Genomic DNA, 20,397 nt, shown 5'->3' with positions numbered 1-20,397 from the left:
CCGCCGGCAGGGCGGCACGGCAATCCGGGATAGGCAGGAGGAAACGGATGGCACACGCAGCACCGGCCGATCGGGATGCCCAGGCCTTCGACTGGGCGATCCCGGCGACCTTCAATTTCGCCACCGACGTGGTCGACCGCTGGGCAGCCGACGGGGACCCTTTGGCGCTGATCTGGCAGAACGCCGCCGGGGACGAGCGCCGGTTCCGCTTCTCCGACATTTCCCGCCTGACCAAACGGGTGGCCCAGGCAATGCGCGATGCCGGCATCGGCAAGGGCGACCGGGTCCTGATCGTGATGCCGCGCATTCCCGAATGGCAGATCTCCCTGGTCGCCGCCATGCGCATCGGTGCGGTGCCGATCCCCTGCATCGAGATGCTGACCGCCCGCGAGATCGCCTACCGCGCCGAGCATTCCGGTGCCGTCGCCGTGGTCTGCCGGGCGGCGCATGCGGAGAAGATCGAGCCGGGCCTGAACGATGTCGCCATCCGCTTCAGCGTCGGCCCGCGGGCCGGCTGGCGCGACCTGACCGAGGCCTATGAGCGGCCGGACGAGGCGGAGGCCGCCACCGTCGGCGCCGAGGAACCGGCGATGATGTATTACACCTCGGGCTCCACCGGCTATCCCAAGGGCGTGGTCCATGCCGCCCGCGCCGTCTTCGGCTGGCGTTATGCCGCCCGGTTCTGGCTCGACCTGCGGCCGGGGGAGCGGATCTGGTGCGGGGCCGATACCGGCTGGTCGAAGGCCGGCACCAGCGTCCTGATCGGCCCGTGGTCGGAGGGAGCCACGAGCTTTCACTACGACGGCCCGTTCGATCCGGCGGAGCGCCTGCGGCTGCTCTCGGAGCATCGGATCAGCGTCTACTGCGCGCCTGCGACCGAGCTGTACCGGGTGGTGCAGGAGAATATCGCCGCCCATGACCTGTCGGCCCTGCGCCGCACCGTGTCGGCGGGTGAGGCGATGAACCCGGTGGTCGCCGACAAATGGACCAGGGCGACCGGCGTGCCGGTGGCCGAGGCCTATGGCCAGACAGAAACCCTGATGACCGCGCTGACCACCACCGAGGTGACACCGAAGCTCGGCTCCATGGGCATGGCCGCCCCCGGCCTCACCCTGGCGGTGATCGGCGATGACGGGCACCGGCTGCCGGATGGCGAGGTCGGGCATGTCGCCCTCCTAACCCCCTGTCCGACCATGATGCTCGGCTACTGGAACGACCCCGAACGCACGGAGCAGAGCCATGTGGTGGGGCCCGAGGGACGCTGGTTCCTCACCGGCGACCTCGCCTCGCGGGATGCCGACGGTTATTTCTGGTACGAGGGTCGCTCCGACGACGTCATCAATTCCGCCGGCTACCGTATCGGCCCGATCGAGGTGGAGAACGCGGTGCTGGAGCACGAGGCGGTGCAGGAATGCGCCGTGGTCGGCGCTCCGGACGACGAGCGCGGCGAGGTGGTGAAGGCCTATATCGTGCTGAAGCGCGGGGTGACGGCCGACGACGCCCTGGTCGCCGATATCCAGAACCACGTCAAACGGGTCGCCGCGCCCTACAAGTATCCGCGCCGCATCGAGTTCCGCGACGAGCTGCCGAAGGGCCATACCGGTAAGGTGCTTCGCCGCGCCCTGCGCGACGAGGCCCGCGCCCAAGCAAAGACGGCACCCTGAATGGCGGGCTGCTTCACCCTCGACCCGATCCAGACCGAGCCGGCCTACCGGATCGCCGCCCGCGCCCTGCGCGAGAAGATCGTCAGCGGCGAGATCGCGGTCGGCAGTTCCCTGCCCTCGGAGATGGCCATGGCCGCACTGCTGAGCGTCAACCGTTCCACCGTGCGCGAGGCGATCCGTTCCTTGGAGGAGACCGGCGTGGTCGCCCGCCGGCCGGGCGGCAAGAAACTGTTCGTCACCGCCCCGACCGCCGAGACCCTGAGCGATCGGATGACCACCGCCATGGTGCTGCACAAGGTCACGGTGGAGGAACTGTGGCGCTCGATGCTGGTGCTGGAGCCCGGCACGGCGGCCCTGGCGGCGCAGCACGCCAGCGAGGAGCAGCTCGCAGCGCTGGAGGCCAACCTTGCGGCGACGCGAAGCCATGTGACCGACTCGGCCGCCATTCCCGCCCTCGACCTCGCCTTCCACGACCTGATCGCCGAGGCCAGCGGCAACCGGGCGATCCAGCTCGCCCGCCAGCCCCTGGGTGCGCTGTTCTATCCGGCCTTCGAGCAGATCTTCCAGCACCTGGATGCCGGCTCGCGCATGTTCGACGCTCACCGGGCCATCGTCGACGCGCTGAAGGCCCACGACCCGGCCACGGCGGAGGAATGGATGCGCAAGCATATCGTCGATTTCCGCCGCGGGTGGGAACTGGCCGGGCTCGACCTCTCCGCACCGGTGACTGCGGCCTCCTGACCCTTGGAGCGCTGCGCCCGATGCAGTAGGGTCCCGCCATGATCGGACGGACCCGGAAACCCGGCCGCCGCCTCTGGGCGAAGCGGCGCTACGGCTGGCGAGACATCGCCGCCGTGCTCGGGGTCTATGCGATCGTTCTGCAGCTCGGCCTCGGAATCGTCGCGGGCCTGGCCGGCGAGTCCATCGCCCGGGAGCAGCAGGCCGGCGGCGGAGACGTCTCCGCCCTTGCCCTGCAGATCTGTTCCCCCGCCGGATTGATTCAGCTCGCCGTCGATGACGGTCATTCGGACACCGCCTGGCGCGGCGGCCCGATCTGTCCGGGCTGCCTGTTCGCCCATGCCGGACCGATCCCACCGCAGACCGTCGTCGCCAGCCTGCCGGAGCCGGTTTCCGCGCAGCCGATGCGACCGGTGCCGGGCGGCGACGTGCCGGCGCTGCGCGAGCGCATCACCGACCTCAATCCCCGCGCACCGCCCCTGCTCTCCGCCTGACACCCCGATCGCGCGCGGCGTCCCCGCGCGCAAGGTTTCAGCGGCCCGCGACGACGCGCGCCGAATGACGGAAAGCAAATCCGATGACGAGCAAGACCACAATCCTCTCCCTCGCCCTGCTGGGTGCGGCCTTCACCGCCACCCCGGCCCTGGCCCATTCCTCGCTGGAGACCGGGCAGGCCACCGCCGACAGCATGTACAAGGCGGTGATGCGCGTACCGCACGGCTGCAAGGGCCTGCCGACCATCGCCCTGACCGTCGACCTGCCCGAAGGCGTGATCGCCGCCAAGCCGATGCCGAAGCCCGGCTGGAAGGTGGAGACCGTGTGGGGCGCCTACGGCAAGACCTACGACTATTACGGCACGCCGATGAGCGAGGGCGTGAAGCAGATCCGCTGGTCGGGCGGCGAGCTGCCGGACGATTTCTACGACGAGTTCGTGTTCCGCGTCCGCCTCACCGGCGACCTCGCCGGCACCACCGTGGCCTTCCCGACCACCCAGTTCTGCCCGGAAGGCGCGCAGGTGGCCTGGACGGAAATCGCGGCTCCGGGGCAGAACCCGCACGACCTGGCCCATCCGGCCCCGACCCTGACCGTGGTCGCCGCCGCCGAGACGGGCGGCCACGGGCACGGCCATGGCGGCATGCAGATGGCGATGGCGGACGGTGTCGCCGTGGAGGCGCCCTTCGCCCGCGCGACCGCCGGCCCGGCAAAGAACGGGGCGGCCTTCCTGACCGTGAAGAACGCGGGGACCGAGGCCGATCGGCTGATCGGTGCGAAGACCCCGGTCGCCGACAGGGCCGAGCTGCACACCCACCTGCATGAGAACGGCGTGATGAAGATGCGTCAGGTCGAGGCGATCGAGGTGCCGGCCGGCGGCATGGCGACCCTGGCGCCGGGCGGCGACCACGTCATGATGATGGGCCTGAAGGCGCCGCTGAAGGAAGGCGAGAGCTTCCCGCTGACCCTGATCTTCGAGAAGGCCGGCGAGGTGACCATCGACGTCCCCGTCGGCGGCGTCGGCGCCATGCAGGGCAGCGGCGACAGCAGCCACCACGGCACCCATGGTGGCACCCACGGCAGCGGTCACGGCATGAAGAAGAGCGACTGAGCGCACTGCCAAAATAAAAGCCGACTTCCTGGACTTGATCCAGGACCGTGTCCGAGCGCCGGAACATGGTCCTGGATCGCCCCCGGGATCACCCCGGCGCGAGGCCGGGGCCGGGGTCCGTCCGGGAAGTCGGTTTGACTAGAAATTCAGCCCGAGAACACCGCCAACATCGCCTCCAGATCGGCCCACAGATCGTCCGGGTCCTCCAGGCCGATATTGATGCGGATCAGGCCGCTCTCGTGCGGCCAGGGCACCGCCACCCGGTCGCCCGCCACATTGGCCGGCGCGATCAGGCTTCGGGTGCCGCCCCAGGACGCGCCGATCGCGAAGACCTTGAGCGCCGACAGGGCCGGCTCTATCCGCACCTCCAGCCCCGGCTTCAGCACGATGCTGAACACGCTGGCCGAGCCGGCGAAGTCCCGCTTCCAGAATTCGTGGCCGGGGCAGGACGGCAGCGCCGGATGCAGAACGGTCTCCACCGCCGGGTGTTCGGCCAGGCGGCGGGCGAACGCCTCGGATACCCGTCCCATATGGGCCAGCCGCACCGCCATTGTCTCCAGCCCGCGCAGAGCGAGCGAGGCCTCGTCCGGCGACACGCCGATGCCGAGATCGCGCATCACCAGCTTGATCCGGTCGCGCAGGGCCACGTCCGCCACGGTGATCGAACCCATGAGCAGGTCGGAATGCCCGCCCACATATTTCGTCAGCGCCTCCACCGCGACGTCGACCCCATGGGCCAGCGGCTTGAACAGCAGCGGCGTGGCCCAGGTGTTGTCGCAGCCGACCAGCACGCCCCTGGCCTTCGCCACGGCGGCGATGGCGGGGACGTCCTGGACCTCCATGGTGCCGGAGCCGGGGGATTCGACCCAGACCAACCTGGTCTCCGGCCGGATCAGGTCGGCGATGCCGCCGCCGATCATCGGGTCGTAGATCGTATGGTCGACCCCGCGTGGTGCGAGGTAGTTCCGGCACAGGCTGCGCACCGGGCCATAGGCATGGTCGGGGATCAGCACATGGTCGCCCGGCTCGAGCAGGGTCAGCATCACCATGCTGATCGCCGCCTGGCCCGAGGGCACCAGGATCGTCCGCGCGCCGCCATGCAGCTCGGTGAGCTGCGCCTCCAGCACCCGCGTGGTCGGCGTGCCGTGCATGCCGTAGGTGTAGTCGTCGAAGCCGCGCTCGTGCCGGCTCAGGAAAGACTGGCCGTCCGGATAGACGATGGTGGAGGCCCGATATGTGGGCACGGCCAGGCTGGCGTAGCCGTCGAGCTTGGCGGGCGGATGCTGAACGCAGCGGGTCTGGTCGCGCATGGGGATCTCCTCGAAGGGGTCCCCCGTGCTAGCGCGACCGCCTCGTCAGGTACACTGACGCCGGCGCATGAGTTCATGCGCGAAGCTGATGCTCCAGCCGCTACCGGGCCGCCATCAGCGCGTCGATGAAGTCGCGCACGATCTCCGATTTCGGCCGGTCCGACGGCAGAATGAGGAGACTGCGGATCGACACCGCCGGCGCGAACGGCCGCAGCACGACCCGCGACCCGTCAAGACCCTCGGCCGCCGCCGGGCTGATCAGCCCGATCCCCACTGCCTGCGCCACCAGGGCATGGAGGGTAGAGGCATAGATCGTCTCCACCACGATTTCAGGCACCACCGTCTCCGCCTCCAGGAGGGCATCGAGCCGCTGACGGCCCCTGTCCTCCGGCACATAGGCGATGAAAGGCACGCCGTGCAGGTCGGCCGGCGTGATGACCTGTTTGTCCGCCAGCGGGTGGTCGCAGGGTATGGCGCAGAGCGCATCGCGGGTGAGGAAGGTCTGGGAGGTGACGCCGGTAACGTCGATCTCGTCGGCGGCGAGGCCCAGGTCGAACTGGCCGGAGGCAACCAGATCGCGCACCTCCCGCGAGGACAGGACCAGAAGGGTCACCCGCACCGCCGGATGCCGCTTCCGGAAGGCGGCGATGGCGCGCGGCACCAGCGAGCCGCCCAGGGCCGAGAGCGAGGCCACCCGCAGCTCGCCGGAGCCCTGGTCGCGGATACGGGCGGCGGAGGCGCGGATCGTGTCGATGCCCTGGAACGCCGCCTCCACGTCCTGGTACAGCAGCCGCGCCTCCGGGGTCGGCACCAGCCGGTTGCGGATGCGGGCGAACAGGGCGAAGCCGACCGAGCGCTCCAGCTCCGACAGCGTGCGGCTGACGGCCGGCTGGGTCACCCCCAGGGTCTCCGCCGCCCGCGAGGCGGTGCCGCAGCGCATAACGGCGGCGAAGGTCTCGATCTGGCGCAGGTTCATGGCTTCTATATCCCGCCTCGCCGCCGCGCCGTCGAGAGCGGTTTGCAAGGGCATCGGGATTGCTTACTCTGCCCGCAACGATGACCTGCGCCACGGGCATACCCGGCGCAACGAAGGGAAGAGGCGACGATGAGCATGACGGATGTGGCCGCGCGCGGTCTGACCAAATCCCGGCTGATGCCGGCCCTGCTCGTCGCCTTTCTCGGCCTGTCGGTGCTGTTCGTCGCCGGCCATGCGCAGACCCAGACACTGCACAACGCCGCCCACGACAGCCGCCACGCCACCGGCTTTCCCTGTCACTGATCCTCTGCCACTGATCTTCCTCGGGCCATGTTCCAGCGCCTTCTGACCTGCGCCCTGCTGGCCGGCGCGGGAGCCGGTCTCGTTGCGGCCCTTCTCCAGCTCTGGTTCGTGCAGCCGGTTCTGCTGCATGCCGAGCTGTACGAGCAGGGCACCCTCACCCATTTCGGCGCGGTCCCTGTTTCGGCCCATCCGGAGCTCGGCGGGATCGATCCGGTGCGCGACGGTCTCAGCGTGTTCTTCTCCATGCTGATCTATACCGGGTTCGCCCTGCTGCTGGTCGCCGCCATGGCCCTGGCGGAGGAGCGGGGGGCGGCGATCACCGCCCGCACCGGACTGGTCTGGGGCCTCGCCGGCTTCGCCGTGCTGCACCTGGCCCCGGCCTTCTCGCTGGCCCCCGAAGTGCCGGGAGCAGCCGCGGCGGATGTGACCGCGCGGCAGATCTGGTGGTTCGCGACGGTGGCGGCCAGCGCCGTCGGGGCTGGGCTGATCGCCTTCGGGCGGCACTGGATCGCCTGGGCCGCGGCGGTGATCCTGATCCTCGCCCCGCATGCGATCGGCGCGCCGGAACCGGACAGCTTCGCCGGACCGACCCCGCCGGAACTGTCGGCCCTGTTCGCCGCCCGCAGCCTCGGCGTGGCGCTGGCCGGCTGGCTGGTCCTGGGTCTGCTGGCGGGGCATCTCTGGTCCCGCGACACGGCCGACGAGACGGTGTGAACTGGCCATGACCCGCGGCATCGCCCTGTTTCTCATCGGCCTGGTCTTCGGCGGCGGGAGCGGCTTTCTGCTCGCCGCCTCCCAGGGTGTGACCCTGGACGGTCACGACCATGGCGACCCGGCGCAGCATGTCGCCATGCACCAGCACGGTGCCGCAATGGAGGTCGCTTCGGCAGGTCTGAGCATCGACCTGCGACCGGACCCGATGGGCGGCTGGAACTTGCATATCGAGCCCAGCGGCTTCCGCTTCGCCCCGGAGCACGCCAGCGGCCCGCATGTGCCGGGCGAGGGCCATGCCCATGTCTATGTGAACGGAGAGAAGATCGCCCGCGCCTACGGTCCGTGGCTGCACATCGCCAGCCTGCCGCCGGGCCGGGTGGAGGTCATGGTCTCGCTCAACACCAACGACCACCGGCCGATCTCGGTCGACGGCAAGCCGCTGGAAGCCTCGGTCACCGTCCAGAACTGAGGCCTCAGCCGATCAGATAGGCGAGAAACGCCTCCGCCGAGGCCGACAGGGCGGAGCGTTCGCGCACCCCGACCAGGAACGGCCGGCGCGACCATTCCTCCGACAACGGGACGACGGCGATCCCGTCCACCTCGGCATAGGGGGCGGCCACCGCCTGGGGCAGGATGCCGACGCCGAGCCCGGCCGCCGCCATCCGGCGCACCGCCTCGAAGCTGCGCACACGAAAGGCCACGGTCAGCGGATGTCCGGCCTCCTCGGCCCGCTGGCAGACCTGGGCGAACAGGGAACTGCCGTCCTCCAGCCCGATATGCGGCTCGTCGAACAGCTCGCGCAGGGCGAGCGAGCCGCAAGCGGCCAACCGGTGTCCGGTCGGGACGACCACGCAAAGCGAGTCGGTGCGGAACGGGAAGGCCTGGAGCCCTTCATGCGAGACCGAGGCGGCGAAGATGCCGATATCCACATGTCCTTCCAGCACCTCGCGCACGATGTCGGCCGACACGCCCTCGCGCACTTCGAAGCGGATCTGCGGCGCGGCTTCCCGAAAGCGGAAGAACAGGTCGGGCAGGAACTGGTTCACCGCTGAAGGATTGGCGGCCACCCGCACCAGCCCGCGCGCGCCGTCGGAGAACTGAGCCATGTCCTCGCTGACCCGTTCCGCCAGGCGCAGCAGGTTGCGGGCATGGGCGGCGAGCACCTGGCCCGCCGGGGTCGGCTCCACCCCCCGGATGTCGCGGTAGAGCAGGCGGGTGCCGAACTGGTGCTCCAGATCGGCGATCCGCCGGCTGACGGCGGAGATGGCGATATGGGCCTCCGCCGAGGCGGCCGACAGCGAGCCGAGCCGCACCGCCGCTTCGAACAGGCGTAGCGAGGTCAGACCGAGATCGGCCCGCGCCTTCACGGGCAGGTCACGCGGCGGCCAGGGCCCGGCGCCGCGGCACCTTGCGCAGATGACCGCCCGTCTCCCCGCCCGGCACCTCGGCCACGACTTCGGCCGCATCCAGCAGCCGGTCGAGATCGATGCCGGTGGCGATGCCCATGTTCTCGAAGGTGAAGACCAGATCCTCGGTCGCCGTGTTGCCGGTCGCCCCCGGCGCGAAGGGACAGCCCCCCAGACCGGCCGCCGCACTGTCGAACACCCGGATGCCCGCCTGATAGGCGTAGAGCGCATTGGCGACGCCGAGGCCGAAGGTGTCGTGGCCATGATAGGCCCAGCCGATGCCCTCGCCGGAGAAGCGCTTCAGCACGGTGGAGCAGACCTCCGCCACCTGGTCCGGAATCGCCCGGCCGGTGGTGTCGCACAGGCCGAACTCCACCGGCGCGCCGAAGCCCAGCACCGTCTCGATGGCGGCATAAACCGCGTCGGGGTTGGTCGTGCCTTCGAACGGGCAGTCGAACACGGTGGCGAGATTGGCGCGCAGGCGGAAGCCCGGCACGTCGCGGCCGCGGGCGATCACCTCGCCGAGTTGGCCGATGGAGGCCTCAACCGGACGGCGGACATTGGCATTGTTGTGGCTCTCGGAGATCGAGAAGACGTAGACGATGTCGGCGATCCCGGCGGCGAAGGCGTCCTCAGCGCCGCGCAGGTTCGGCACCAGGGTCGACAGCCGCACGCTGTCCCCGACCTTGGCCAGCCGGTGCACCTCGGCGGTATCGGCCATCTGCGGCACATGGACCGGGCTGACGAAGGCACCGGTCTCGATGCGGGTCAGGCCGGCCCGGGCCAGCAGCTCGACCACCTTGACCTTGGTGTCGGTCGGGATCGGCTCCTTGATCACCTGGAACCCGTCGCGCGGGGCGACATCGCAAATCTCAACAGCCTCGCTCACAGCACACCGTCCTTCTTCAACGCATCGATCTCGTCCGGCGCCATGCCCAGCAGCTCGGACAGCACCTCATCGGTATGGGCGCCCACAGTGGGGCCGGCCCAGCGCACACCGCCGGCGGGGCCGCCGGTCATGGCCGGAACCACGCCCGGATGCAGCATCTCGCCCAGGCGCGGATCGGCGACCCTGCGCACCATGCCCCGGTCCAGGAACTGGGGGTCGGCGGCGATATCGGCAATGTCGTAGATCCGCGAACAGGGCACGTCGGCCGCCTCCACCTTGGCCGAGACCGCGTCCAGGGTCAGGCCGGTGGTCCAGTGGGTGATCGCCGCGTCCAGCTCGGCCGCGTGCTTCACCCGGCTCGGATTGTCGGCATAGCGCGGATCGTCAGCCATCTCCGGCCGCCCCATGGCACCGCAGAGCCGGCGGAACAGGGCGTTGGAATTGGCCGCAATCAGGAAGAACCGGCCATCGGCGGTAGGATAGGCATTGGAGGGCGCATTGGTCGGCAGGGTCGAGCCGGTCGGCTGCCGGATCGCGCCGGTGGCACCGTATTCCGGCAGACACCCCTCCAGCAGGCTCAAGATGCTCTCGGTCAGGGCGACGTCGATCCGGCGCCCGGACTTGCCGCGCCCCCCGCCCTTTTCGAACCGGCCCTTCTCGAACAGGGCGGCGAGCAGGCCGATGGCGCCGTAGAGCCCGGCCACGCTGTCGCCGATGGAGATGCCGGTGCGCACCGGCGGCAGGTCGCTGACCTCCTTGGGATAGCCGGTCAGGTGGCGCAGGCCGCCCACCGCCTCGCCGATCACCCCGAAGGCAGCCCGGTTGTGGCCCGGTCCGGTCTGGCCGTAGCCCGAGATCTGCACGACGATCACGTCGGGATTCACCGCCGTCATGTCGTCGGGACCGAGACCCCAGGAGGCGAGCTGACCCGGCTTGAAATTCTCCACCACCGCGTCGACCCGGGCGATCAACCGCTTCACCAGGGCGATGCCTTCCGGCTTCTTCAGATCCGCGGTGATGGAGCGCTTGTTCCGGCCATGGACCGACCACCAGAGCGAGTCGGTCTCGCCCTCCGGGATGATGCCCCAGGAGCGGACCGGATCGCCCTTGCCCGGCGGCTCCACCTTGATCACGTCGGCCCCGAGATCGGCAAGCACCCTCGTGGAGAAGGGGGCGGCGATGAAATGGCCGAGTTCGAGAATGCGCAGCCCGCTCAGCGGCCCGCCGGGAGCCGAGCCCCCAATGTCGCTCTCCGTGGTGGTCATCGTGTGCTTCTGCCCTGTCTCAGTCCTGTGGGGGAGTCCGGTAGGTGGAAATCTCGACCAGGTTGCCGTCGGGATCGCGCAGGTAGATCGAGGCGATCGGGCCGACGGCGCCGGTGCGGGAACTCGGCATCAGCTCGATCTCAAGGCCTTCGGCCTGCAGATGAGCGACGACCTCGTCGAGAGGGGTCTCGGTGATCAGACAGAAATCGCCGCTGCCCGGCATGGGCGACACCGCCTTCGGGTCGAACTCGCGACCCGCTTCGTGCAGGTTGATCTTCTGGCGACCGAAATGCAGCGCCGTACGCCCGGCGCCGAACGTCTCCACGGTCATCCCGAGCCCGCGGCCGTAGAAGTCGCAGGTGGCGGCGATGTCGCGGACCGTCAGGACAAAATGGTCGATGCGCTCGATCTTCATGGCGTCCTCCCGAGACGGGAGAATAGCGCATCGCTAATTTGCCGAAATCGCTATTTTCAGAACGGATCGTTCTCCAATCGGCAAATTCAGTCGCGCCTCAGGGCGCCCCGTCCCGTTCTTCCCGACGCACCCGGTCGACCGCCAGACGCAGCCGTTCGATCAGCATCCCGGTCTCCGCCGAGGTGTCGGTGATGCCTTCCTCCAGCAGCAGGGCCAGGGCCTCCACATGGGTGCGCACCGCCCGCAAGCGTCGGTTGGCGGCGAGCCGCAGGAGCTCCGGCTTCTTCAGGATCGGTTGCAGAAGCCGCTCCAGGCTGTTTCCCACCGCAGCCGCGGCCGGATGTCGGAAGCTGGGCGCCTGACCGGAAATGTCGTGGGCGATCCGGAAGATCCGCCGCCACGTCTCCACCGGCGGCTCGACCGCCGCCTCCAGCTCGGCCAGAAGGCCGCGCAGCTTCTCCAGGTCCCGGCCGAGGACCTCCGCGTAATCGGGCAGCTCTTCGGTGGCCCGACGGATCGCCGCATCTTCCTCGCCCTCGTCCCAGGGCAGGGCGGCCATCTTGTCCTCCAGCCGGCGCCGCGGCCCGGCATAGGCGGGATCCTGCCGCCGCCGGCGGTCGGGGCCGGAATAGGCGTCCGTCATGATCAGGTTGCGCGGACGGGTCAAGGCGGAGACCAGCCGCTGCTCCAGCTTCTGTGCCGAGATCGGCTTCACCAGATACTCGATAACGCCCTGGTCGCGCATCGCGAGCACCTGGGACTTGTTGGCGACCGAGGTCACCATGATCACCGGCAGGCCGAAGCATGCCGGGTCCTGATGCCGCCGCAGCGCGCGCAGGAACCCGAACCCGTCGGTCGGCTCCATCATCCAGTCGCAGATCGCCACGTCGTAGCGGTGCCGCTCGACCTGGCGCAGGGCGGCCGACCCGTCCGCCGCCTCGTCCACCGTGGAGAAGCCGAACTGGCGCAGCAGCGACCGTATGAGCTGCCGCATCAGCGGGCTGTCGTCGATGACGAGGGCGCTGCGTCCCTGGAACCGGGCGTCGTTGGCGGAGGGTGTGCTCATCGCCGGGGTATCCTCAATCATCGTCCAATTGCGCCACCAGCCCCAGCACCGCCGACCTTTGGCGATCGGTCAGGGGAGCGGCGGCGGGAGCGGGCGTCTGGACAGGCGCCCGGCTCGCGGAGTCGGTATCTAGACCGGCAGCGGGGTCACGCCCAAGGGCGCGGAGGATCTCGCGCACCAGATCCGCCTCCCCGATCGGCTTGGTCACGCAGCCGGCCATGCCGGCGGCGGTGAAGCCCTCCACGTCCTCCGGCATCGCGCTGGCGGTCAGGGCGATGACCGGCGGCCGGGCGTCGCCGAGCAGCCGTCCGATTTCGTTGAACGCCGTGACGCCGTCCATTTCGGGCATGTTGATATCCATCAGGATCAGATCGCAAGGCTCGCTGCGCGCCTTGGCGACCGCATCCAGGCCGTCCAAGGCGAAAACGCAGGTCCCGCCCAGGCGTGCGAGCAGAAGCTGGATGACCTGACGGTTGGTGCCGTTATCCTCCGCCACCAGGAATCGCAGGCCGGCCAGCGGCCGGTGCATCACCGGCGCCGGGGCCTCGGGGGCGGCCGCCTCCACCGCGACCTGGACCGGAACTTCGAACCAGAAGATGCTGCCCTGCCCCGGCGTGCTGGTCATCGCCATGCGGCCGCCCAGACGCTCCACGATGTCGCGGCTGATGGACAGCCCGAGACCGATCCCCTCGGCGCTGCCCTCGCCCGTCTGATAGAAGCGCTGGAAGATCCGCTCCTGCTGGTCATGGGCGATCCCGATGCCGGTGTCGCAGACGCTGACCCGCAGGCGGACCTGGCCGCGACCGACGAAGGCGATACGCGCATGCACGTCGACCGAACCGTCGCGAGTGAACTTCACCGCGTTGCCGATGAGATTGACCAGCACCTGCTTGATCCGCGCGCGGTCCGCGCGCACCGTCGATATCGGGACATCGGTCATGTCCAGGGACAGGATGTTGTTGCGGTCCCGTGCCCGTTCCGCCAGCAGGTCGATGGCCTCGCGCAGCAGCGGGCCGACCTCGAAGCTGGTGGCATTGATCTGGAACTTGCCGGACTCGATGCGGACGACGTCGATGACGTCCTCGACCAGGCCGCACAGCATGCCGGCGGAGGATTGCGCCACCTCGACCAGGCGGGCGATCTCCGGATTGCGGGTCATATGGCCGATCTCGCGCAGCAGGCCCGTCATCGCGTTCAGCGGCGTTCGCATTTCGTGGCTCATGCTGGCGACGAAGCGGCTTTTCGCCTGATTGGATTTCTCGGCAAGGGTCAGCGCCTCGGTCAGGCGCCGCCGGCTGCCCGACAACTCTGCAATCTGCTTGATCGTCACGCCGCCGAGCAGTCCGCTGATCACCAGCATGACCGACAGGCAGATCATCAGGGACAGCATCTCGTCATGGATGCGGTTGCGCTCGGCGGCGCGGATGCCGGCGCTGAAGGCGACCACGTCCAGCGCTGCCGCCTGGAGCGGCTCGGCGAAGCGTTCCAGCGTCTCCTCGAGCCGCTTGCCGAGAACGAAGGCCGGCGGATCGTCCTGGACGATCATCGCATCGAGAAGGTCCACGGCCTGAAGGATCGCCGGCAGCAGATCCTTCAATTCCGGGCTCTCGCGCAGGCCCCGATAGGCTTCCCCCTGGTTGACCGTGAGGATGCGGCTGACGAAGATCTCGTAGCGTTCCTGCAACGCCCCGTAGTCGATTTCTCCGGACTTGGCCTCTTGGGCCGCACTCATCAATTTCAGATGTTCGGCCTGAAGCTGATAGACCGCCCATTGCCAGTTCTCGGTCGGTCGATCGATCTGGCGCTCGATCGAGATATAGATGGACACCGCCAGCACCGCCGCGCCGATGGCCGTAAAGATGGCCAGCAGCGCAAGCAGGCTGAGTTGTGTCGGTCTGAACCTCGGAGCGCGGTGAGGCATTTACTGGATCTCGAGCGACTTAAGCTGCCAGATGGACCAGTTCAGGAAGTCGTCCCCCGTCAGCCGCGAATCCGTGTCGTACGGGAAGATGATCCACAGCGGTCCGCGCTCGCGGATCTTCATCGGCTCGCCATTGTGACGGATCGCCACGAACCCTCCGGCGCCGACCAGATCGTCGATCGGCATCGTCACCGCATAGTCGTTGATGGCGGTGGCGCGCACGCTCGTGCCCGTCGCTCCGACGGCGTCGAGCAGAGCCTTGATCGGAAAGCCTTCGAAACGCTGCACGCCTTCGGTCCAGGGCGTCGAGGTCTCGATCACGCCGGGATCCAGCGCCTCGAGCTGGGCGCGGTCGAATTCCGCCTTGTCACCGGCATTCGTGTTCCCGATCTCGCCGGACACGACGAGGATGACGCGCCCGGTCGGCTTGGAAAGGCCGTCGGCTTCCGCGGAAATCGGCAAGCTGACGAAGATCGCCACCGCCGCGCAGACGGCGATCAGCGCAGGGCTGAGAAGTTTCATATCTTTCTCCAGGAATTTATCGGAAATCCCGAACAACGAGCCGTTCCGCGGCTCAACGCCCGGACAATGCCCTCCCTGCAATTGAAAATTCGTTAATCGCTAACCAGTAGTTTTAAGCACGACCCTCTGCAAATGGGGACGGCGCCCACACGGCTTCCGGCGCATACAGCCTCACATCGAACCTCGTCCCAGGACGGCACTCAGAACGGAGGCTCAGAATGGAAGTCGTAGTGGAGACCCGCGCAATCTGCCTGATCGGCTCATCGGCTACCGCAGACCGCCTTGCCCAGGCCCTGACCGACCGCGGCACCAAGGTAAAACGCTTGGCCACCGCCTGCTTTCCGGGCCGACCGCCCCGCCAAAGCGACCTCGACGCCCTGATCCTGGTCAGCGACGATCTGGACGATGTCGCCGCCCTGCGGCGCCGGTGGAAGGAGACGCCGATCATCGCCGTCAGCGACGACACCGAGACCAAGGCCCGAGCCCTGCGGCTCTGCGCCGACGACGCGGTCGGCGGCGACGTGGCGATCGAAGAACTGGAGATGCGGATCGCCGTCGCCATCCGCCGTGCGCTGCCCTCTGCCCAGCGTTTCGAGGATACCCCGAAGACCGTCGGCGCGTTCCTCCTCGACGAGGACCGCCAGGCCCTGGTGGTCCGCGACCAGCGTATCCGGCTCACCCCCCGGCAGGTCAGCATCATGTCCGTGCTGCGCAGCCATGTGGAGCACAACCCGATCTCGCTGAGCCGGATCTACCAGGCCGTCTGCTCGATGGACTCGCGCCTGCCGAACCACGAGACGATCCGGGTTCATATCAGCATGCTCAACAAGAAGCTGGCGGGCGTCTCCGGAGCGGGCGTGCGGATCCGGTGCAGCCAGGACGGCTACTACGTTCAGGCCGCCGCCTGAAGGTGGAAGCCGCCCCCGACGGGCACCATCCTCAAAGCGGCGCGCTCTCCCGGGCCGCCGCGGCCCAGGCCTCAATCGGCCATCGGCCATGGAACTCGGACAGATCGTCCCCCAGCATCAACCGGCCGGCCAGCGCCACGATCTGACCGGCCGTGGCGAGCTCCCCGAACTCTCCGAGCGCCTGCTCTGCCACTCCGCCGGTCAGCGAATCCGGCAGTCCCCAGGTTCCCAGGAGATAGGCGCCGACCAGGGCGTGATCGACCCCGAATGTCGACCGCTCGAACTCGGCGAGCCCCTCCATCTGCAGCACCCCGTCGACGATCCGGGTCGCGAAGCTGGTCGGAAAATTATCGCTCAGCACCAGCAGCCCGACATCGGATAGCAGCCCCACCGTGGCGACCAGTTCGCGCTCGGCCCGGTCCCACCCCAGGTCCTGCGCGATCCGCGACGACAGGGCGGATTTCAGCAGCATGGTCTCCACGATCTGCTGCGCGACCGGGGCGCCGTCGATGCGGTCGTGCACCACCTGGCTCAGCACCCCATAGGTCAGCACCAGGGATTTCAGCGTCTCCATTCCCAGGAACTGCACCGCCCCGCGGACCGTGGCGATTCGTTTCGCCGCTCCGAAATAGCTCGAATTGGCGACCTGGATCAGCCGGGTCGCGATGCCCGGGTCGCGCGCCATCGTCTCGGCGATCGCCTCGGTGTCGAGGGTGTCGTGACGGAGTTGCTCGGTCAGCTCGCGGTAGGAGCCCGGCAGGGCGGGAATCGCGGTGAGGCTGGCGACCAGCCGCACCACCGCCTCGCCGCCCAACCGTTCGCGCAGGACCAGCGCGTCCTCGATGGCGGAGATCAGCGTCGGTCCGTCGGTCGGCTTCGACAGATACTGGTGGGCGATGCCGGCTGCCCGCAATCCGGCCTCCGCCTGGCTCTGGCCCGACAGCACGAATCGGATCGTCTGCGGAAACCGCTCGCGCAGAATGTCGAGCAAGGCCCCGCCGTCGAGGCCGGGCATTCGCATGTCGGACACCACCACCGTCGCCGGTTCGGCACCGCAGGCCAGCAGCGCCCGGCGCGGATCCTCGAAGAACATCATCTCCCACGTATCGCGGCGGCTGCGGAGCATCCGGCGCAGGCCGTTGAGCACATGCGGCTCGTCATCGACGAAAAAGATCCGAGGTCGGTCCATCTCCACCCCCTGACGCAAGAATACATGGGCGAACGCAGCGGCACCCTCCTAAATGGGGATACGAGCCTCCCGACCGTTCAGGCAGTTTCCGGATGCGCGCCGAAAGACGCGTCTTGAACAACCGGACCCCCAGACAGAAGGATGGACTCCGATGGCGACAACAGCCTGCATTGCCCTCGTCGACGGCGACACTCACGCCCGAAACACCCTCGCCGCCCAGCTCCGCGACAACCATTTCTCGGTCGACGCCGTGGCCTCCATGTCGGACCTCGACACCCTCGACGGCCCCAGCCGGCCGGATTGCGTGATCGTCGCACTTTCCCCCGCCGGCCAGAGCGGCTTCGAGGATATCCGTGCATTCCGCAGCCGCGACGACCGCCCGATGATCGCGCTCAGCGCCGCCAACCAGTCGGTAGACCGCATCATTGCCCTCGAGCTCGGCGCCGACGACGTGGTGGAGCGCGACATCTCTCCCCGCGAAGTTTCCGCCCGGGTCCGCGCCATCATGCGCCGCATGCGCGCCGCCGACGGCGCCAGCGGCACGCCGCAGGCCATGACCGTCATGCGCTTCGGCCGCTGGTCCCTCGATGTGGTGCGCCGCCGCGTCTTCAGCGAGACCGAGGGCGAGGTCGACATGACCAGCGGCGAATTCGACATCCTGCGCTGCTTCGTTCAGAACCCGCTGCGGCCGCTGACCCGGCAGCAGATTCTCGACGAGACCCGAGGCGGTCGGTGCGAGGGATACGAACGCTCGATCGACGTGTTGATCGGTCGTATCCGTCGCAAGATCGAAGAGGATCAGTCCAATCCCCGTCTCATCCAGACGGTACGCGGCATCGGGTACGTTTTCGCCGCCGCCGTTAACAGTAAGTAAAAATTACCTCTTTAACCACGCCGATACTTTAAATCTGCGTGGTTTTATTTTGCTTAATTGTGTAAACGATCGTTGATGTACTGAATTCACATTGTTTTTAGTTTATGTTTGTTTCGTTTTTTATCTTGAAAGACTGAAGTACAACTTCCTCATCGCCAGTGAGAACACTGGTCCAAACGAGGAGAACCACGATGCTTTCGATCAACACCAACTCCAGCGCCATGGCCGCTGTCCAGATGTACAACTCCGCCTCCAACGACCTGTCCCAGGTCCAGAAGCGGATTTCCACGGGCCTCAAGGTCGCCGACGGCTTCGACGATGCGTCGACCTTCGCCGTCGCCCAGCGCCTGCGTTCGGACATCAAGGCCTTCGACAAGATCGACCAGTCGCTGAACGGCGTGAAGGGTTCGGTCGAGGTCGCCATGGCGGGTGCCACCGCGGTCAGCGACCTGACCGGATCGATCCGCGAGAAGGTGACCCAGCTCGCCGACGACAGCATCAGTGCCGAGACCCGCGCCAGCTATACCGAAGACCTGAACTCGATGCTGGCCCAGGTGGACTCGTTCATCTCCAACTCGAACTTCGACGGCTCGAACCTGCTGCAGACCGCCTCGACCGACATCAGCTTCGTCGCGGCCGCCGACGGCACGACCATGACGGTCTCCGCCGCCGACATCGAGACCGCCAAGACGACCCTGGATGGCGCGGTCGACGTCTCCGACGCCACCAACGCCCGGGCCACCCTGGCCGCCCTGGATACCTTCGAGAGCGCGGTGAACAGCGCGATCAGCTCGCTGGGCAGCGACGGCAAGGCGCTGGACATGCACAGCGACTTCATCGGCAAGCTGAGCGATGCCACCGAGAAGGGCCTGGGCAACATGGTCGACGCCGACCTGGCCCAGGAAGCCGCCAACCAGAGCGCGCTGCAGGTCAAGCAGCAGCTCGCGGTGCAGGCCCTGAGCTCCGCGGCCAGCGCCCCGATGAACATCCTGTCGCTCTTCCGCTGACCCCTACCGAGAGGGCTGCGCCGGATCCTCCCGGCGCGGCCCCTCCTTGCCGTGACCACCCAGTGAGGGAGTGCCTGTAAAATGCACGCGCACTACAACGCCTACCGCAAAACGCTGAACCACACCGGCGCCTCGCGCCACCGCGATGCCAGCGAGCTGGCCCGGGTGACCGTCGCCCTTCTGCATGCCGAGACCCTGTCCGAACGCCAGCAGGCGATCGAGGAGACCCGGCAGATCTGGACCCGCTGCGGCGTCAACGCCTGCCACGACGAGACCGCCATGCCGGACGAGATCCGCCGCACCATGCGCGACCTGGCCGCCGACATGATCCTGGCCTGCGCCAAGGCCGCGGCCGGCGATATCGGGTCGCTGCGGGCGCTGATCGACGTCAACCAGAGCGTCGTCTCCGGCCTGAACCCGGCGATGCCCCGCAGCTTCGTCGGCAACGCCTTCCACCCGCGCGTCCGCCAGGTGGCCTGATTCGCGCGCCCCGCGAAGGGGCGTTCGCTTGCCTCATTTCAATTATCCCCGTATTGAGCGCGCTTCGGATCAATGTTTCGATGCGCGGATGTCCTCTTCCACACGCCCCCTCGTCGCCTTCGTTGACGACGAACAGATGGTCCTCGATGCCCTGAAGCGGTCCCTGCGATCCCGGGCGCGGGACTGGGACATGATCTTCTTCCCGTCCGCCGAAGCCTTCTGGGACGTGCGCAGCGACGACTGGCCCGACGTGGCCGTTCTCGACCTGACGATGCCCGGCTGGTCCGGCCTGGACCTCGCCACCCGGATGCGCGAGGCTGGGGCGCAGACCCGCTGCATCATGCTGACCGGTAATGCCAGCCTGAAGGACGCCATGGCCTTCATCAACGAGGCGTCCGTGTTCCGCTACTACATGAAGCCCTGCGAGCCGGAGATCCTCGGCGCGGCGGTGGAAGCCGCCCTGGCCGATGCCCGCGAGCGCGATACCGCCGCGACTCCGAGCGACGGCGCGGTGGCCGATGCGGAATCCCTACTCGCCGACAGGCTGTCGATCGGCACGGTGGTGCTCGACGCCAACCAGGCGGTGTCCTTCGTCAACAAGATCGGCTTGAAGATCCTCGGCGGCGGCGGCGCCCTGTCCCAGGACGGCGCCCGCCGCCTGCGCACCAACAATTCCGAAACCGCCCGGGCGCTGGACGCGGCCATCACCGCCGCGGCACAGACCGGGGAGACCGGTTTCGTCGCGCTGTCCGATGCCGAGGGCGGCCGCACGCTGCACGCGACGATCTGCGGCGACCCGGACAGCCCCGGCACCGCCGGCGTGACCCTGTTCATCAGCGACCCCGACCTGACCCGCTATCCCACCGCTGCGACCCTCGCCCAGCTCTTCGGCCTCACCGGATCGGAAAGCCGTCTCGTGGAACAGCTCGTGCGCGGGCTGAGCCTGGAGGAGGCGGCCGAGATCAACGGCCTCAAGATCAGCTCGGCACGGACCTACCTGAAGGCGATCTTCCAGAAGATGGGCGTGGTGCGCCAGGCGGAGCTGGTCCAGAAGGCGTTGACGACCTCGGCCTCGATCGTGCGCGCGGACGAGGAATAGGCGCCCTCCCCTTATGGGGATGGCCCGGTTCGGCGCGGCGCCCTACGC

At 68.3% G+C, this 20,397-nt stretch carries 22 protein-coding genes; 12 read left to right on the top strand and 10 right to left on the bottom strand.

All coding sequences use genetic code 11. From position 1 onward, the window contains the following. Positions 1-47: 47 nt before the first annotated feature. The 4 genes from T8K17_RS07385 to T8K17_RS07370 all read left to right on the top strand — a co-directional run bounded on the left by T8K17_RS07385 (position 48) and on the right by T8K17_RS07370 (position 4,005). Complete coding sequence (locus T8K17_RS07385) at positions 48-1,664, top strand: acyl-CoA synthetase (RefSeq protein ID WP_322333852.1); 1,617 nt, start codon at positions 48-50, stop codon at positions 1,662-1,664. Next, a complete protein-coding gene (locus tag T8K17_RS07380; RefSeq protein WP_322333851.1) occupies positions 1,665-2,405 on the top strand; it encodes a FadR/GntR family transcriptional regulator in 741 nt (246 codons plus the stop codon). A 38-nt stretch (positions 2,406-2,443) separates the two neighbouring features. Further along, positions 2,444-2,896, top strand: coding sequence for a DUF2946 family protein (locus T8K17_RS07375; protein ID WP_322333850.1), 453 nt, complete (start codon positions 2,444-2,446; stop codon positions 2,894-2,896). An 83-nt stretch (positions 2,897-2,979) separates the two neighbouring features. After that, positions 2,980-4,005: a DUF1775 domain-containing protein gene (locus tag T8K17_RS07370; protein WP_322333849.1), complete on the top strand. Its 1,026-nt coding sequence runs from the start codon at positions 2,980-2,982 to the stop codon at positions 4,003-4,005. Positions 4,006-4,151: 146 nt separating this feature from the next. On the opposite strand, the gene metC is transcribed toward T8K17_RS07370, so the two are convergent. Together metC and T8K17_RS07360 are read right to left on the bottom strand one after the other, a co-directional pair. Continuing rightward, positions 4,152-5,315 carry a cystathionine beta-lyase gene (gene metC, locus T8K17_RS07365; RefSeq protein ID WP_322333848.1) on the bottom strand — a complete coding sequence of 388 codons (1,164 nt, stop codon included), beginning with the start codon at positions 5,313-5,315 and terminating at the stop codon, positions 4,152-4,154. Between the two features lie 100 nt (positions 5,316-5,415). Beyond that, the gene (locus T8K17_RS07360; RefSeq protein ID WP_322333847.1) at positions 5,416-6,291 is read right to left on the bottom strand and encodes a LysR substrate-binding domain-containing protein; all 876 of its coding nucleotides are present in this window, start codon (positions 6,289-6,291) and stop codon (positions 5,416-5,418) included. A gap of 129 nt (positions 6,292-6,420) precedes the next feature. On the opposite strand from T8K17_RS07360, the gene T8K17_RS07355 reads away from it, so the two are divergent. Genes T8K17_RS07355 through T8K17_RS07345 form a run of 3 tightly spaced genes read left to right on the top strand, consistent with a single transcriptional unit; the run spans position 6,421 to position 7,777 of the window. Beyond that, on the top strand, positions 6,421-6,594 hold the full coding sequence (locus T8K17_RS07355) for a CbtB domain-containing protein (protein WP_322333846.1): 174 nt from the start codon (positions 6,421-6,423) through the stop codon (positions 6,592-6,594). Between the two features lie 27 nt (positions 6,595-6,621). Further along, positions 6,622-7,308 (top strand): CbtA family protein, encoded by a 687-nt coding sequence (locus T8K17_RS07350; protein WP_322333845.1) that lies wholly within the window; start codon positions 6,622-6,624, stop codon positions 7,306-7,308. A 7-nt stretch (positions 7,309-7,315) separates the two neighbouring features. Continuing rightward, complete coding sequence (locus T8K17_RS07345) at positions 7,316-7,777, top strand: hypothetical protein (protein WP_322333844.1); 462 nt, start codon at positions 7,316-7,318, stop codon at positions 7,775-7,777. 4 nt (positions 7,778-7,781) lie between these two features. On the opposite strand, the gene T8K17_RS07340 is transcribed toward T8K17_RS07345, so the two are convergent. From T8K17_RS07340 to T8K17_RS07310, 7 genes are all read right to left on the bottom strand, one after another. Next, positions 7,782-8,675: a LysR family transcriptional regulator gene (locus T8K17_RS07340; RefSeq protein ID WP_322333843.1), complete on the bottom strand. Its 894-nt coding sequence runs from the start codon at positions 8,673-8,675 to the stop codon at positions 7,782-7,784. Between the two features lie 7 nt (positions 8,676-8,682). Next, complete coding sequence (locus T8K17_RS07335; protein ID WP_322333842.1) at positions 8,683-9,603, bottom strand: hydroxymethylglutaryl-CoA lyase; 921 nt, start codon at positions 9,601-9,603, stop codon at positions 8,683-8,685. Next, on the bottom strand, positions 9,600-10,868 hold the full coding sequence (locus T8K17_RS07330) for a CaiB/BaiF CoA-transferase family protein (protein ID WP_322333841.1): 1,269 nt from the start codon (positions 10,866-10,868) through the stop codon (positions 9,600-9,602). Before T8K17_RS07330 ends, T8K17_RS07335 begins: the two co-directional genes overlap by 4 nt. Before the next feature lie 19 nt (positions 10,869-10,887). Beyond that, the gene (locus T8K17_RS07325; protein WP_322333840.1) at positions 10,888-11,283 is read right to left on the bottom strand and encodes a VOC family protein; all 396 of its coding nucleotides are present in this window, start codon (positions 11,281-11,283) and stop codon (positions 10,888-10,890) included. Positions 11,284-11,380: 97 nt separating this feature from the next. Continuing rightward, the gene (locus T8K17_RS07320; protein WP_322333839.1) at positions 11,381-12,349 is read right to left on the bottom strand and encodes a response regulator; all 969 of its coding nucleotides are present in this window, start codon (positions 12,347-12,349) and stop codon (positions 11,381-11,383) included. A gap of 13 nt (positions 12,350-12,362) precedes the next feature. Beyond that, positions 12,363-14,270, bottom strand: coding sequence for an ATP-binding protein (locus T8K17_RS07315; RefSeq protein ID WP_322333838.1), 1,908 nt, complete (start codon positions 14,268-14,270; stop codon positions 12,363-12,365). Further along, positions 14,271-14,792, bottom strand: coding sequence for a molybdopterin-dependent oxidoreductase (locus tag T8K17_RS07310; RefSeq protein WP_322333837.1), 522 nt, complete (start codon positions 14,790-14,792; stop codon positions 14,271-14,273). 218 nt (positions 14,793-15,010) lie between these two features. On the opposite strand from T8K17_RS07310, the gene T8K17_RS07305 reads away from it, so the two are divergent. Further along, entirely contained in the window at positions 15,011-15,700 is a 690-nt protein-coding gene (locus tag T8K17_RS07305) for a hypothetical protein (protein ID WP_322333836.1), read from the top strand. 31 nt (positions 15,701-15,731) lie between these two features. Here T8K17_RS07305 and T8K17_RS07300 read toward each other — a convergent pair whose 3' ends face one another. Continuing rightward, positions 15,732-16,889 carry an HDOD domain-containing protein gene (locus T8K17_RS07300; RefSeq protein WP_322333835.1) on the bottom strand — a complete coding sequence of 386 codons (1,158 nt, stop codon included), beginning with the start codon at positions 16,887-16,889 and terminating at the stop codon, positions 15,732-15,734. Between the two features lie 151 nt (positions 16,890-17,040). Between T8K17_RS07300 and T8K17_RS07295 the strand changes: the two genes are divergently transcribed. The 4 genes from T8K17_RS07295 (at position 17,041) to T8K17_RS07280 (ending at position 20,349) form a co-directional block, all read left to right on the top strand. Further along, positions 17,041-17,763: a response regulator transcription factor gene (locus tag T8K17_RS07295; RefSeq protein WP_322333834.1), complete on the top strand. Its 723-nt coding sequence runs from the start codon at positions 17,041-17,043 to the stop codon at positions 17,761-17,763. Between the two features lie 191 nt (positions 17,764-17,954). Then, positions 17,955-18,770: a flagellin gene (locus tag T8K17_RS07290; RefSeq protein ID WP_322333833.1), complete on the top strand. Its 816-nt coding sequence runs from the start codon at positions 17,955-17,957 to the stop codon at positions 18,768-18,770. 81 nt (positions 18,771-18,851) lie between these two features. Continuing rightward, positions 18,852-19,250 carry a flagellar biosynthesis regulator FlaF gene (locus T8K17_RS07285; RefSeq protein WP_322333832.1) on the top strand — a complete coding sequence of 133 codons (399 nt, stop codon included), beginning with the start codon at positions 18,852-18,854 and terminating at the stop codon, positions 19,248-19,250. A gap of 88 nt (positions 19,251-19,338) precedes the next feature. Beyond that, a complete protein-coding gene (locus T8K17_RS07280) occupies positions 19,339-20,349 on the top strand; it encodes a DNA-binding response regulator (RefSeq protein WP_322333831.1) in 1,011 nt (336 codons plus the stop codon). Positions 20,350-20,397: the final 48 nt, after the last annotated feature.

It is taken from the genome of Thalassobaculum sp. OXR-137 (assembly GCF_034377285.1).
Lineage (GTDB): Bacteria > Pseudomonadota > Alphaproteobacteria > Thalassobaculales > Thalassobaculaceae > Thalassobaculum.
This window is presented reverse-complemented; position numbering and strand designations above follow the sequence as displayed.

Coding starts and splice junctions, on each gene's coding strand:
- T8K17_RS07385 (WP_322333852.1), top strand. CDS start 48: ATGGCACACGCAGCACCGGCCGATCGGGATGCCCAGGCCTTCGACTGG.
- T8K17_RS07380 (WP_322333851.1), top strand. CDS start 1,665: ATGGCGGGCTGCTTCACCCTCGACCCGATCCAGACCGAGCCGGCCTAC.
- T8K17_RS07375 (WP_322333850.1), top strand. CDS start 2,444: ATGATCGGACGGACCCGGAAACCCGGCCGCCGCCTCTGGGCGAAGCGG.
- T8K17_RS07370 (WP_322333849.1), top strand. CDS start 2,980: ATGACGAGCAAGACCACAATCCTCTCCCTCGCCCTGCTGGGTGCGGCC.
- metC (WP_322333848.1), bottom strand. CDS start 5,315: ATGCGCGACCAGACCCGCTGCGTTCAGCATCCGCCCGCCAAGCTCGAC.
- T8K17_RS07360 (WP_322333847.1), bottom strand. CDS start 6,291: ATGAACCTGCGCCAGATCGAGACCTTCGCCGCCGTTATGCGCTGCGGC.
- T8K17_RS07355 (WP_322333846.1), top strand. CDS start 6,421: ATGAGCATGACGGATGTGGCCGCGCGCGGTCTGACCAAATCCCGGCTG.
- T8K17_RS07350 (WP_322333845.1), top strand. CDS start 6,622: ATGTTCCAGCGCCTTCTGACCTGCGCCCTGCTGGCCGGCGCGGGAGCC.
- T8K17_RS07345 (WP_322333844.1), top strand. CDS start 7,316: ATGACCCGCGGCATCGCCCTGTTTCTCATCGGCCTGGTCTTCGGCGGC.
- T8K17_RS07330 (WP_322333841.1), bottom strand. CDS start 10,868: ATGACCACCACGGAGAGCGACATTGGGGGCTCGGCTCCCGGCGGGCCG.
- T8K17_RS07325 (WP_322333840.1), bottom strand. CDS start 11,283: ATGAAGATCGAGCGCATCGACCATTTTGTCCTGACGGTCCGCGACATC.
- T8K17_RS07320 (WP_322333839.1), bottom strand. CDS start 12,349: ATGAGCACACCCTCCGCCAACGACGCCCGGTTCCAGGGACGCAGCGCC.
- T8K17_RS07315 (WP_322333838.1), bottom strand. CDS start 14,270: ATGCCTCACCGCGCTCCGAGGTTCAGACCGACACAACTCAGCCTGCTT.
- T8K17_RS07310 (WP_322333837.1), bottom strand. CDS start 14,792: ATGAAACTTCTCAGCCCTGCGCTGATCGCCGTCTGCGCGGCGGTGGCG.
- T8K17_RS07305 (WP_322333836.1), top strand. CDS start 15,011: ATGGAAGTCGTAGTGGAGACCCGCGCAATCTGCCTGATCGGCTCATCG.
- T8K17_RS07300 (WP_322333835.1), bottom strand. CDS start 16,889: ATGGACCGACCTCGGATCTTTTTCGTCGATGACGAGCCGCATGTGCTC.
- T8K17_RS07295 (WP_322333834.1), top strand. CDS start 17,041: ATGGCGACAACAGCCTGCATTGCCCTCGTCGACGGCGACACTCACGCC.
- T8K17_RS07290 (WP_322333833.1), top strand. CDS start 17,955: ATGCTTTCGATCAACACCAACTCCAGCGCCATGGCCGCTGTCCAGATG.
- T8K17_RS07285 (WP_322333832.1), top strand. CDS start 18,852: ATGCACGCGCACTACAACGCCTACCGCAAAACGCTGAACCACACCGGC.
- T8K17_RS07280 (WP_322333831.1), top strand. CDS start 19,339: ATGTCCTCTTCCACACGCCCCCTCGTCGCCTTCGTTGACGACGAACAG.